This window comes from Candidatus Rhabdochlamydia sp. T3358 (assembly GCF_901000775.1).
Lineage (GTDB): Bacteria > Chlamydiota > Chlamydiia > Chlamydiales > Rhabdochlamydiaceae > Rhabdochlamydia.
This window is the reverse complement of record NZ_CAAJGQ010000014.1, coordinates 43,725-56,413: the sequence shown is the minus strand read 5'-3', so window position 1 is coordinate 56,413 and position 12,689 is coordinate 43,725. Positions and strand designations below refer to the sequence as shown.

Annotated in this window: 11 protein-coding genes; 6 read left to right on the top strand and 5 right to left on the bottom strand. The window is 35.0% G+C overall.

What is annotated here, in order from left to right; genetic code table 11:
- The first annotated feature begins 38 nt into the window (after positions 1-38).
- Positions 39-2,117, top strand: coding sequence for a UTP--glucose-1-phosphate uridylyltransferase (locus RHTP_RS04280; protein ID WP_138106897.1), 2,079 nt, complete (start codon positions 39-41; stop codon positions 2,115-2,117).
- 57 nt (positions 2,118-2,174) lie between these two features.
- Here the strand turns inward: RHTP_RS04280 and RHTP_RS04275 are convergent, their stop codons facing one another.
- Both RHTP_RS04275 and RHTP_RS04270 read right to left on the bottom strand, forming a co-directional pair.
- Complete coding sequence (locus RHTP_RS04275; RefSeq protein WP_138106896.1) at positions 2,175-2,486, bottom strand: hypothetical protein; 312 nt, start codon at positions 2,484-2,486, stop codon at positions 2,175-2,177.
- 175 nt (positions 2,487-2,661) lie between these two features.
- On the bottom strand, positions 2,662-3,306 hold the full coding sequence (locus tag RHTP_RS04270; protein ID WP_138106895.1) for a hypothetical protein: 645 nt from the start codon (positions 3,304-3,306) through the stop codon (positions 2,662-2,664).
- 202 nt (positions 3,307-3,508) lie between these two features.
- Here RHTP_RS04270 and prfB point away from each other — a divergent pair.
- The 4 genes from prfB (at position 3,509) to RHTP_RS04250 (ending at position 6,343) form a co-directional block, all read left to right on the top strand.
- Positions 3,509-4,598 (top strand): peptide chain release factor 2 gene (gene prfB / locus RHTP_RS04265; RefSeq protein ID WP_212742857.1). Its coding sequence is split into 2 segments (ribosomal slippage): positions 3,509-3,577 and positions 3,579-4,598, totalling 1,089 coding nucleotides; the frame shifts between segments, so codons are not numbered across the junction.
- A gap of 3 nt (positions 4,599-4,601) precedes the next feature.
- A complete protein-coding gene (locus tag RHTP_RS04260) occupies positions 4,602-5,105 on the top strand; it encodes a GNAT family N-acetyltransferase (RefSeq protein ID WP_138106893.1) in 504 nt (167 codons plus the stop codon).
- Positions 5,102-5,614 (top strand): GNAT family N-acetyltransferase, encoded by a 513-nt coding sequence (locus tag RHTP_RS04255; RefSeq protein ID WP_138106892.1) that lies wholly within the window; start codon positions 5,102-5,104, stop codon positions 5,612-5,614. Before RHTP_RS04260 ends, RHTP_RS04255 begins: the two co-directional genes overlap by 4 nt.
- A gap of 12 nt (positions 5,615-5,626) precedes the next feature.
- A complete protein-coding gene (locus RHTP_RS04250) occupies positions 5,627-6,343 on the top strand; it encodes a YebC/PmpR family DNA-binding transcriptional regulator (RefSeq protein WP_138106891.1) in 717 nt (238 codons plus the stop codon).
- Here the strand turns inward: RHTP_RS04250 and RHTP_RS04245 are convergent.
- From RHTP_RS04245 to RHTP_RS04235, 3 genes are all read right to left on the bottom strand, one after another.
- Positions 6,340-7,557: an Lpg1974 family pore-forming outer membrane protein gene (locus RHTP_RS04245; protein ID WP_138106890.1), complete on the bottom strand. Its 1,218-nt coding sequence runs from the start codon at positions 7,555-7,557 to the stop codon at positions 6,340-6,342. The two genes, RHTP_RS04250 and RHTP_RS04245, sit on opposite strands and share 4 nt — an antisense overlap.
- 164 nt (positions 7,558-7,721) lie before the next feature.
- Entirely contained in the window at positions 7,722-8,432 is a 711-nt protein-coding gene (locus RHTP_RS04240) for a TVP38/TMEM64 family protein (protein ID WP_138106889.1), read from the bottom strand.
- Between the two features lie 8 nt (positions 8,433-8,440).
- Positions 8,441-11,305: an insulinase family protein gene (locus RHTP_RS04235; RefSeq protein ID WP_138106888.1), complete on the bottom strand. Its 2,865-nt coding sequence runs from the start codon at positions 11,303-11,305 to the stop codon at positions 8,441-8,443.
- A 198-nt stretch (positions 11,306-11,503) separates the two neighbouring features.
- Here RHTP_RS04235 and RHTP_RS04230 point away from each other — a divergent pair, with 198 nt between their 5' ends.
- Positions 11,504-12,631, top strand: a complete 1,128-nt coding sequence (locus tag RHTP_RS04230) for a hypothetical protein (RefSeq protein ID WP_138106887.1) — start codon at positions 11,504-11,506, stop codon at positions 12,629-12,631.
- The last annotated feature ends 58 nt before the right edge of the window (positions 12,632-12,689 follow it).

The window sequence follows — 12,689 nt, the reverse complement described above, 5'->3', positions numbered from 1 at the left end:
GGTCTTATCCCTTAATTTATGGCTGATTTTGTATAATAATGATAGCAGATCAGGAGATTTTTTGTGCTCTAGCAAATAAGCTTAAGCTCTGTAAAAACGATCAAGAGCGCTTAAAGCTATTAAAAAGGCCTCTTCCAAAGGCAATCGATCTGCCTTTGACTGTAAAAGATCAGCTGATTTTGAAGTCCATTCTAGTGATTAACCAGGATCATCTTTTTTACCCACTCGACAAAAAACATATACAAAATCTTTTAGAAGATCTCTATCCGGTTGAATCTTTTTATCAATCCATTGGGGGAATAGTTGGTTATCACGCCATGATGTTATCATTGCTTTCAAATGACACGCTATCCCATGAATATAAGAGCTATGAGCAACCAGAAGATGTGAATATAGCACAAGAGGACTCTTTAACTTGTAAGTATATCTTAGAAGGGCTTTATGCACTTCCCTTTTTAGCGGAAATTTATCCTGTAGGAGGAGCAGCTGACCGATTGCAGCTGATGGATACAGCAACTCATTCTTCTCTTCCTGCTGCAAAACTAGAATTTTGTGGTAGAAGCTTATTAGAAGGATTAATTCGCGATCTTCAAGCAAAGGAGTATCTCTACTTTAAACTATTTGCTAAACAGCTTATCACACCTGTTGCTATGATGACCTCTGAAGAAAAAAATAATCATCTTCACATTTTATCCATCTGCAAGCAAAACAAATGGTTTGGTCGTTCTAAAGACTTTTTTCGTTTTTTTCAACAGCCGCTTGTGCCTGCATTAAATGGCAAGGGGAAGTGGTTACAAACGCAAAATAGCCGTATTTTAAGAAAGCCAGGTGGCCATGGAATGCTATGGAAAACAGCGATTGAGCAAAAGATCTTTGCTTGGCTTGCCTTGCAAGGGTATACCAAAATTTTAATTCGGCAGATTAATAATCCAGTAGCTTCTGTTGATTATGGGCTGCTTGCATTTTGTGGAATTGGTTATCAGAAAAATAAACAGTTTGGCTTTGCCTCTTGTTTGCGTTTATTGGAAGCCGCAGAAGGGATTAATGTACTCTGTGTAAATGAAAAAAAGCAGTATTGCATAACAAATATTGAGTATTGTGATCTTGAAAAATACCAAATGAAAGACCTTCCTTTAAAAGAGGGAAGTTCTTATTCACGTTTTTTTTCCAATACAAATATTTTATTTGCTGATTTAAAAGCGATTGAAGAAGTCACTAAGAAATGCCCTATTCCCGGGATGCTTGTTAATCAGAAAAAAACCTGTTTTATCAATAAGGAAGGGCATCTCGAAGAGTGCGAAATTGCTAGGCTAGAATCAATGATGCAAAATATCGCTGAGTGCTTTTCTGCTAGTCAAATAGATGAGTTAGATTCTTTTTTGAGCTATAACTTAAGACATAAAACCATTTCTACAGTAAAGAAAAAATCTACAAAAACAAATTCTTTATTAGAGACACCAGAAGGCTGTTTTTATGATGTTTTGTATAATGGATACGATCTATTAAAAAATCGATGTGATTTTTCGCTACCTGTATTTTCTTCTCATCAAGAGTATATTACTAAAGGTCCTTCTACTTTGTTTCAATACCATCCTGCTCTAGGTCCTCTATACACGATTATTGCTCAAAAAATCCAATCTGGACACATGACTTGGGGAAGTGAGTTGCGCTTAGAAATAGCTGAGGTGCAATTAGAAAATCTCTATTTAGACGGAGTACTCCACATTATTGCTGAGCATGTAATAGGGCATTATGTAGAAGATCGCTTAGTCTATTCTCAACAGCTCGGTAGATGCCGTTTAAGTAATGTTCGAATAAAAAACCAAGGGATTGATCGCACCCCTTCTAATATCTATTGGAAAGACCAGATCTCTTACCATGAAAAATGCACAATCACCCTAAAAGGTAATTCTTGTTTTATCGCCGAAAATGTCGAATTGACAGAAGAGATGCAAATTGAAGTAGAAGATGGGGTTTGTCTATTAGCTTTTCAAGAAAAAGGCCAAGTGGTCTTTCAGAAAAGACCTCTTATTCCTTCTGAAGGCATATGGGATTATAAAATAGAAGAAGATACCATCGCTCTACAAGAAACAGGTGCGCTTAGTGAAAGCTTATAGAAGATAAAAAAGGCTAGAGATGCAGTATCTCTAGCCTTAAGGCTTATATATATTTTTCTATACAGTTGTAGGTGTAGATGTAGGTGGAGGAGGAGTTTGTTTAAAGAAAACTCGATAAATCACAGCACCAGATGCAACAGTAGTAGCAACACCAGCAACAAAAGAAAAGCTCTTTGGATGTGCTTTTACTATATTAGAAACCGCATTAGGAATGCATCTTCCTGCAACTTGACCCACTTTGTCTAATAAAGAAGAACATACAGAATAACCCTTACCAAGCATGTCTTTACTAAAGCCATAAACATTTGATGCTGTATTTGCAGTAGCAGTACGGGCAGCGCTGAAGAAATTTCCTATGTTTAAATTCATCTTTTAATCTCCTTAATATTTAATGAGCGTAATTAAAATAATTAGTTTATAATTTTTTCTTGCAATTCGTAAAATAGTTATAAGACATCTTAAGAATATAAATCTATCTTAAATTCGATGTGTTATCATCATGCACATAGAAAAAAAAGAATAGTTCTTATTCATACTTCTTTTTTTACGATCCAAATGGATTAGAACAATGAGAGAGATGAGTTTTGTAGTTATTGGTTCTTGTTATCAATCCTGTAATTCTTTGGTTAAGAGCTGGTAGATTATTAATATTTGTTTCTAACAGGGCAATTTTTTCTTCAGGTGAAGCATTTTCATGAAGCTTTGATTCGGTTAACTTTTTAAAATCTTCTTGAATTTCGCCATATTGAGTTATAATTTGCTGCTGCTCAATACTTATAGAATCATTTATGGTTTTTTGAGCTGTAGAAATATCTTGAGTATTTTTTTCTAAGATGAGAAAATGTTCCCCTAATTTTTTTGATTCATCACAAAATCGCTTGGAAAGAGTATGAATTGTTCGTTGCAGAGCTTTTTCTTTGGACTCTTTCTTCAATGACTTTAGATAAGTTACTAGAGTTTTTCCTTTATAATAAATCAAAACAGTAATAGTTGTTCCTGTAAGTATAGCTAGGGTTTTTTTTGGATGGGTTTTGACTGTTTGGTAAAAAAGATGAGTAATTTTAGTTAATTGAGAATATAGCGTTTTTCCAAATGTGGAAATCTGTCTGCCTAACCATTGTACTTTGGAAAGGACAACAGGTTTTGCATGAGCTTCTATAGGGGGATTATTGATTGGCTGTGTTGACATAAATCTCCTGAAATTCTTAAAAATTGTAAAAAGAAATAAAAAAAATATTTTTTAATATAGATTTTATAAATATTTTTTATATTTTTGTAAATTTTTAAATTTGAAAAAAATGTAAATGAATCACTTTTTTGAAAAAATGCGCTGGGATCGAATTGCATTATTATGGCATCTTTAAGGATTAAACTGGAGATTGGATGGTTTTATGCAGGAATCTATACAAAATATGATTAAAGGAATTCAAAATCGTTTAGCACATATGTGGAGGTATCTTTGACTTAAGTGAAAAGGAAAAGAAAATTGTTCTTCTAGAAAAAAAAATGGAAGATCCAGATTTTTGGGATGATCAGAATCTAGCGCAAAAGATTATTTCTGAGATTAATGATTTAAAAGCTTGGACAGTTCCTGTCTGCCAAGTAAAACAGCGTTTTGAAAATGTATGTGAGCTAATGAATGAGGTGGACCCAGAAGCCGAACCAGAATTTTTTCATGAGCTAGAGCTAGAACTTAAAGAAGTTGATAGACAGCTCTCTGATTTAGAAATTCGTAAAATGTTATCTGGAGAGCTAGATAAAAAAAATTGTTTTTTAACAATTAATGCGGGAGCAGGAGGAACAGAATCTTGTGACTGGGCAAGCATGCTCTCTCGCATGTATCAACGCTGGGCGAATAAAAGAGGTTGGAAAACAGAGATTTTCGATTTTGTAGATGGAGATGTTGCGGGATTAAAAAGCATTACCATTCGATTGATCGGTTCATTTGCTTATGGTTATGCTAAAGCAGAACGCGGCGTTCATCGATTAGTACGTATCTCTCCTTTTGATAGTAATGCACGTCGTCATACCAGCTTTGCTTCTGTCGATATTACTCCTGAAATTGATGACAAAATTGAAGTGGAGATTAAGGAAGATCAATTGCAGATAGAGACTTACCGCGCTTCAGGAGCAGGAGGGCAACATGTGAATAAAACTGATTCGGCTGTACGTATGCGATATGCAGGATTTACAGTAAGTTGTCAAAAAGAGAGAAGTCAAGTGCAAAACCGCGAAACCTGTTTGAAGATGCTTAAGGCTAAATTATATGAAAAAGAGTGTTTGGAAAGAAAAGCAAAATTAGAACAGATTTCAGGAGAAAAGAAAGAAATTGGTTTTGGAAGCCAAATTCGTAATTACATATTTCAACCTTATACCCTAGTAAAAGATACTCGAACAAAGTATGAAGTGGGCAATGTGCAAGCTGTACTTGATGGAGAGATAGATGGCTTTATTAATGCATATCTTCAAGAATTTGGTTAATCGATGGCAGAAATAGAAGAAGAATTAGATATTAGATATACTCATATTACCGATGAGACCTATTTACGCAGTTGGCTGATGAATCCTAAATTACAGCACTTTCTTCCTGTTAGTCATGAGCAGGAAGTAAATAACACAGTGCAGTGTTGGTTGGGATTTTGTCGTTATAGTGCAAGCCTTACCGCTACACTTAATGGGACACCTTGTGGAATAGCTACTTTGTTTTTAATGCCTTATCAAAAGGTTTCGCATCACTGCTTATTTAAAATCATTGTAGATCCCGTCTATCAACAAAAAGGAGTAGGTAATAGTTTATTAAAAAACCTCATACATTTAGCAAAAGTATATTTTAAGCTAGAAGAGATTTATACAGAAGTAGTGGAAGATAACCCTTTAATTCATCTACTTCATAAATACGATTTTTATCAGTTTGCTGAGCAAAAAGACTACATCAAAGAAAATGATCAGTACTATGCACGCCTTCTATTTGGGATTTCATTGATATGAATAGACAAAAAACTCCTCTTTCTCATTTGAACTTTCGTTTAACAGATCGCTCAGATGCTCCTTATTTAACCAAATGGCTTTCTGATCCTGAAGTTTTACACTGGTTCCCGATGCTCACACAGCCAGAGGTAGCAGATGCCATCAGGATTTGGATTGGGTATTCCCACTTTGGCTCAGGGATAACAGTGGAGCATAATAACGTACCTTGCGCAATGGCAACGCTTTATATACAAGCTTATGAAAAACTAAAACACACTTGTCTTTTTTCTATTATTGTACAAAAAGACAAGAGAGGATGTGGCATAGGTCACTTGTTAATGGAAGACTTAATGAAGTTAGCACAAGAGAAATTTAACATTAGCATTCTGCACTTAGAGGTATATGAAGGCAATCCTGCTCGTAAAATGTATGCCAAACTGGGATTTGTAGAATTCGGACGTCAAGAGAGATTTATCAAAGAAAAAAATACATATCTCGCTAAAGTTTTTATGCAAAAAAGATTGATCTAACAGAGGGAAATTATGGCAGGCCATAGCAAGTGGGCAAATATAAAGCATCGAAAAGGAAAAGCAGATGCTATTAAAGGAAAGCTTTTTTCTCGTTTAACCAAAGAGATCATTAGTGCTGTAAAACAAGGTGGAGCTGATCCTAAAGCAAATACCAAACTGCGAATGGTTTTACACAAAGCACGCAGTGCAAACCTACCTAATGAGAATATTGAGCGCAACATTAAGAAAGCTACAAGCGCTACCCAAGCAGATTATAGCGAAATATCTTATGAATTGTATGGGTATGCAGGTGTAGGCATTATTGTAGAAATTATGACAGATAATAAAAATCGGAGTGCTTCTGAAATGAGAATTGCCACCAACAAAAAAGGAGGCAGTATTGCAAATCCAGGCTCTGTGGCTTTTAACTTTGAATGTAAAGGAATTATTCAGGGAAAAAAAAATGCCAGTGAAGAAGAGCTTTTTAACCTGATAACAGAAGCAGGAGCAGAAGATTTTGATCTAGAAGAAGATTTTTGTATGATTACAACAGCCCCCGATCAATTATTTCAAGTAAAAGAAACCTTGGAAACACAAGGGTTTATTTGCGAAGAAGCACAGCTTCAAATGATTCCCAAAACATATATAGAATGCGATGCAGAAAATCAAAGACTAAACCTTGATTTGATCGAGTATCTAGAAGCAATAGATGATGTAGACGCTGTTTATCACAATATGAAGTTATCCTAGAAGTCAATTGTGATAGTAGCGGTTAAACCATGAAGCTTTAAATCATACATAGTGGTATTTCTAGGGGCGACAAAAAATGTGTTATAATCCCACCAGAACTGCATTTCATAACCAGCTGAAATCCCTAAGTAGTATTTTTTGCAGAAACAAGAACCCCAGTCTAATCCTATAAAGCACTCTACTAGAGGCTTTAGGGTGCGGTAATGGGCCTGTTTGCTACCACCCCCGAGGGTGCCATCTAAACGATTTTCAGTGGTGTTATTGTGGACTTTAATATTATTCCAAAGAATGGCTCCAGCAATATTGGCTAAGATAGCAAAATTAGAACATCCTAAATCCCATCTACCTTGCATCCCGAATCTAAGCCCTATACCTTGATTTCTATCCTTTAAAGATACATTGGCTGAGTTAAAGACTAAACTATTGATTCCAGCATAAGAAGTATTCAATCTAGATGTTACCCAAGCTCCTTTTAACCCTGCATAAGGGCGAATGGCTAGATTACGCCCGAGAAATAGACGTCTACCTAACTCTAAATCAACAGTATCAAAATGTAAGTTCCAACGTGAATTAACAGAATTAGATCCTAATATACCAGATCCTTCAAAAGGAGCTAATAAAGAAGCATTTAAGGTTTGACTTGTAGAGCTCCAAGAAGAATTTGGTTGAGTATGTAGACGAGTCCAATTAGCAAAAATATCCCAGTAGTCATAAGATAGGTTATATCCGAGGCCTAGCTTAAAGCCGCTTTCATATTTATAGTCAATTTGCTTAATTGTCTCTTTAGTTTGATTGGTAGATGTTGGTTGTATGTTAGAGGTTACGCTCAAGTCTTCAATAGAACTACGCCAATATACGTAAGCTGCCTCTAGGTAAGGTCCAGATGTTTCTATGCACCCTCTGGCAGAAGGGGTAACATCTATACAAGGGTCAAAACTTTTTACTCTTTTTTGATCACAGCAATCCGGTTCACAAAAATCGGTATATACAGGTGCTCTATAGGAAGAAGTTTTTTTTCTAAAGCTATTTGGTTCTGAACAAAGAAAAACATCTTTAGAATCTTTTTTATTAAATAGAGATAGGCCTTTATTATCCCATCTATTGAATAGATCCGAGACAGAAAAGCTAGATTCATGTGTTTTGCAACCTAAAAGATAGACTAAAGCAACTATGCTTAATCCTAAACCGAATATTGAATTAGTATGATGTTTCATAATTCTCTCAAATGTTTAAACTTAATTTTACAATTAGAATAAATAAATTATTTTGTAAATACTTTTATTAAAATTATGAATTTAATTTTTTTGAGAGCTTATTATTTAATAGTTTAACTAACTTGTTTTTAAGATTTTATTGAATATAAATTGAGGGAATTTAATTATTTTAAAACTTTTTTATGAGGGAAATACTTTTTTAATAAAATAGGTAAAAGAGCAAGAAAAGCTAAAACAAGTAAACTTAATTTGATTTGTGTATTAAAAATAGCAGCAAAAGAGAAGTCCGTTTCATTTCTGAAAAAGGTAGAAAGACCTCCTCCTGCCTGAGCTAGCACAATGATTAAGGGCAAAACCCCAACACAAGTTGTCCAAATAAATGTGTAGGTATTTACTCGGAAAACAGCAGAAAGTAGATTAATTAGCCAAAAAGGTAGGATATGACTGAAGCGCAAGAAAAGCAGATAGCTGATTTCATAGCGGTAAAAAGACTCTCTTAAATGGATGAAATAAGTCTTTTTTCTATGAGAGAGAAATTGAAAAAATGCAGTGCGCATAATAAAAAAAAATATAACGGCCCCTAATGTTTCAGAAAAGCAAGTATAGGCAATTGCCAATGGAAAGGGAAATAAGAATCCAGCAGCCAGAGTTAATAGGGTAGAAGCTGGAATAATCAGTATTACTGAAATTGTATGGATTAAAATAAAACAGAGTCCAGATAAAATGGGATATTCCTGTACATATTGCTCCCAAATGACATGTTGGGATTTGATGAGATTAAAGTCTAATGTCTTGTATTTTCCTGTTAAGAAAAAATACAAGACAAAGGACAAGATGAATAAAATAGGCAAAAAGGGTAGCCATTTTCTAATCACTAAAAAACCTAGTTAGATGTAAGTTGGCCTAGAGCTTGTACATCTTCTTTAGAAGTAAGCTCATAGCAAAAGTTTTTATCGTCTGCCATGACTCCTTCTACTAAAATAGCCAATCTACGAGAGTTCTTTCGAGAAATCAACTTTTGAGCAGCTATGCAAAAATAATCATAGGATAGAGCTTTTAGGCTATCTATTTGCTTATTTATCCATTCAAAGTCTTGATAATAAAAAGCTAATTTAGCGGTTTCTTTTGCTTTATTAAACATGTTTTCTGATCTCATAGCAAGAGAAGTAATTAAATTAGCGCGGATTTTTTCAAAGCGCTCTAACGAAATTTCCATAGGCAGATTTTTATCAAAATCTTCTAAAAATAATTCAAAACGCGCTAATAAATCAGTGGGAGTATGTGTACTAGATTGTACTGCAAAATACTGTAGAAGCTGTTTTTCTTTTTCATCATCCCAGGCTTTAGCTATGTAAGCTGTTTGCTGTTTAGTACGCAATGTTTCAAAAAAAGCACTTTCTAGAGCTTGACTTAAAACTTGTTGAATAGCCCATGATTCAAAACTAAATGATCCTTCTTGTAGAAGAAGTAAAGCGGCTGCTCCTTGTCGGTTTGTCTCAAAAACAAGCTTATAAGGTCCATGCAGATCGGATAGAAGAAGAACTTTAGCTTTAGCTTGGCTCTGAAGAGAATAGGGTTTTGTTGCCAAAATTGTCTGTATTTCTTTACAAAGCTCTGTTGCTAACTCTTGATTGAGGTTTCCATACAAAAGAGCTTGCATATAAAGACATTGACTAAATTTTTCTGAGAAATCACACAAATCTTTCAGACAAGTTTTTTGTAGAGCTAGTAGCTTTTGCTGACTAGTGGGTTGATCAAAAATAACTCCACTCATTTGTTCTAAAGCTTGACACACAGGGAGCTCTTTTGAAACATTTTCATAACTAGCAACTAAAGAACTAACATAAATCTGAAATTTTTCTTGTGAACAAACAACCTGTTTAGATGCTTGAAAGACTTTCTTAGTGAATAAAGGCATTTTTTCACTAAGCCCTCGAATGTAGATAATAGCTTCTAAAGGCTTTAGTTTTAGCTCTATTTGAATCCCCGCATCTTTAGCAAAGGATAGCTCATCAGCAAGCATCTCCTGGAGAGCATAAGACCATAAATCGGCTAGTACTTGAGCCTTTGGAGTTTGATTAAAAAGAGGCGATTTGAGCTGAAATGTAAATACGGTTTCTGGAGTACCGTAATAATGATCTGCCAAAAAGTATACTTCAGAACCCTCATCTTGATGAATCAAAGCTGGTATTTCTTGCAAAGGCGTGTCTTGCAGAGTTAATTGGTTAGGTATATAAGGATTTTGCCCTGGTAGGTTGATCTCAGGATTAATTCCAGGTTTCTGCCAGGCTTGTAATTGCTTTTGATCGATCGGAATTATTGCGTATTTTGCTTTCATCCATTTTTCCTCTCGATCGGTAACAACCCCTACCTTACTTGGCTCTGCAATGACAAAATAGACGCATTCAGCGGGTTTTAGTGTATTTAAAAAGCTATGAATTCTTTGAGGGGAAAATACGGTCGGGATCTTCGTTTTAATCGGATAAGAGCTAAGGTCCTCATAAAGCATATCAGAAGCTGTTTCTGAAGCCATTTCAAAGGCATCTTTTCTAGATTGATATTGGTAATCTATAGTTGCCATGGCTTTAAACTCTTGAAATAGATAGTCGGGTAATTTTTCTGTCCTCAAGCGCTCAAGTGCTGCAAATACATAGGATATAGTACTATCAATTTGTAGAAGACCAGAATCGGTTAAACAGATATCGATACAAAAAAGGAGGCTATCTTTACTAAAGCGATCACAACAAACATGGAAATTTTCCGCGATGTTTCCTTTCTTTAATTTAGCAAATAAGCTTCCCTTTACCTCTTTATTGAGAATATAAGCGATAAATTCGGGGGCTTTTTCTTCTAGATTAGCAGCGAATTCTTTTGGGACCTCCCAGCATAAAGAAAGAGTTTTTAGATCTTTAACCGGTTTGATAAAAATCATGCTTCCTTTTTGTTGACCTGACAATAAAGAACTCTGAGGATTTTTTTTCTGATAGGGAGCATTAGTAACAGGCGAAAATTTGGTAACTGCTAAATCTCTCATTTCAGCAATGCTTAGAGAAGAGATCATGACTAAATGCATACAGTTTGCATTGTAATGGCTTGAGTACCAATTTTTCAAATCAGATTGAGGAATTTCACAAAGAGTATCCTTGTTGCCAGTAGAGAATTTGCAATTTGGATGATCTGGATTTCCTGTCTCTTTTAAAATCATATACTGACGCCATCCGTCGTGCTCTATATTCTTAGCATGCTCATTGTCAACGGCATTAAGTTCTCTTTGTATACAACTGGTAGAGAATAAAGGATCGATAAAAAAATGAGAAAGACGATCAATGGCTTGTGCGTAAGCATCGTTATGAATGGAAAACATGTAAACCGTTCGATCTGGAGCCGTATAGGCATTTACCTTGCCTCCATGGTCTTTAATAAATTGCATATACTCAGATTCATCTGGATAAGCTTCTGTGCCCATAAATAACATATGTTCTAAAAAATGAGCTATTCCAGGATGATCATCCTTCCAAGAGCCAGCTCCTACACAAACACCCGCGCTAGATTGAGGAGTGTCTTTGTCAGAAATAAGAAGAATTTTCAATCCATTTTCTAGAATGATTTTTTCTGTTTCTCTTTCAGCAAGAGACGGAGTAAGAATAGGGACTCTGCATTGATCCTGAATAATCGTATAGGAGAGAGCAGATGGATCTACTGCGCATAAAGAAGCACTCAAGCAAATTAAAGACAAAAAATACTTCATGATCAAACCCTTATCTTAAAAACGTTATGCTCTGCATTCTGATTTAAAATCCTTTTTTTGTCGAGGAAACGTCAAGAAAAAAGGGCGCTGCTTATTCTTTTTAAATTTTTATCTTTGCAATAAGATTGTCATTAATTTAAAGAATCTACTACTATTGATCTGCTTCATTAAAATCTAAGATTAAAAGGAGGGTCTATTATGCCCCTAAATAACTTAAATAATACAGCAAGACATCAAAGATTTCCTTCAAAGGGTTCAAGTAATTCTATAAACCAAATGCCAGCAGACCAAATGTCAGCTCTTACTCGTAACATAGCTAATGCTACTATCTCTGAAGCTGCACGTTCTCAAAGCTCATCAGTAGTTGAAAAAAACTTTCAAGACTTACAAGAAAAACTATCGTCTCTAAGTAGACAGATTAGTTTTAAAGTAGATAACCAAGAGCTAAAGCTTTGTGTCAGAGCCCCAGAAGTAAGCAGAAATAGTGGAGGAAATTTACCTATTTTTTTTATGGAAGATATAAAGGATACCATTGATTTATCAGCATCTCTTCCAGCCACATTGCAAGGGTTAGGGTGTACTAGTATTCTGGATCTTCTTAAAGCAAACTTTCCAAGGCTAACTTCATCATCATTTTTTAATAAAGAAACAAAAATACCGAGATTTATTTTTTCCTCTCCAATTCCTTTAAATCATGAAGGTAAGGGAAATTTCTTTCCCCAAATAGAATCAGAAGGACAGATTGCCTATATAGCTTGGGACTCTTCCGGTTTTCATTTAGCAAAAGGGTTTAAAGAAAAAACATGTGATATTTTACTTGAAAATAAAGAGGCTTTTTGTGGAGTTGCTCTATCTCAAGCCAATTTAGAAGGAATAGAAAAAGGAGCTGGAGTGTCTGCTCATTTTATGACTTCAAAGATTATGGTAATAGGTATCCTTGTTATTAAACTACCAACGTCTACGCAATCATGGTGGCTTGGTGGAGGTAGAATTTCTAGTGATGGCCCTGAATTACCTAGTAGAGTTGCTTGTGATAGTGTTTCTGGATTCAGAGATCTTTGCCGTGATGATCTAAATGAGAGAGGCCTTTCATCAAGAAGTAACCATACTACTTTTGGGATGCTTGGAGTTCAAGGAGCTAGTGTTTCTAGCGCTAAACAAGATTTGTCGGACAGATTCAAAAATCATGAAGAGAGACTGATCCCATTTTGCTTAGAAATTGTTCCTCAATTTTCTTCAAAACAAAACCCAGTTCAAAAAGATGATCTTGTAATGGCAATAGAAACTCTATTTCAGGAAAAAATATTGGCGCAGTTTAGATTTTAGATAAAGGCCTTCATACATCTTACAAATCATATTTAATGCACATTCTTTAATGAGTGTG

Coding starts and splice junctions, on each gene's coding strand:
- RHTP_RS04280 (WP_138106897.1), top strand. CDS start 39: ATGATAGCAGATCAGGAGATTTTTTGTGCTCTAGCAAATAAGCTTAAG.
- RHTP_RS04275 (WP_138106896.1), bottom strand. CDS start 2,486: ATGAATTTAAACATAGGAAATTTCTTCAGCGCTGCCCGTACTGCTACT.
- RHTP_RS04270 (WP_138106895.1), bottom strand. CDS start 3,306: ATGTCAACACAGCCAATCAATAATCCCCCTATAGAAGCTCATGCAAAA.
- RHTP_RS04260 (WP_138106893.1), top strand. CDS start 4,602: ATGGCAGAAATAGAAGAAGAATTAGATATTAGATATACTCATATTACC.
- RHTP_RS04255 (WP_138106892.1), top strand. CDS start 5,102: ATGAATAGACAAAAAACTCCTCTTTCTCATTTGAACTTTCGTTTAACA.
- RHTP_RS04250 (WP_138106891.1), top strand. CDS start 5,627: ATGGCAGGCCATAGCAAGTGGGCAAATATAAAGCATCGAAAAGGAAAA.
- RHTP_RS04245 (WP_138106890.1), bottom strand. CDS start 7,557: ATGAAACATCATACTAATTCAATATTCGGTTTAGGATTAAGCATAGTT.
- RHTP_RS04235 (WP_138106888.1), bottom strand. CDS start 11,305: ATGAAGTATTTTTTGTCTTTAATTTGCTTGAGTGCTTCTTTATGCGCA.
- RHTP_RS04230 (WP_138106887.1), top strand. CDS start 11,504: ATGCCCCTAAATAACTTAAATAATACAGCAAGACATCAAAGATTTCCT.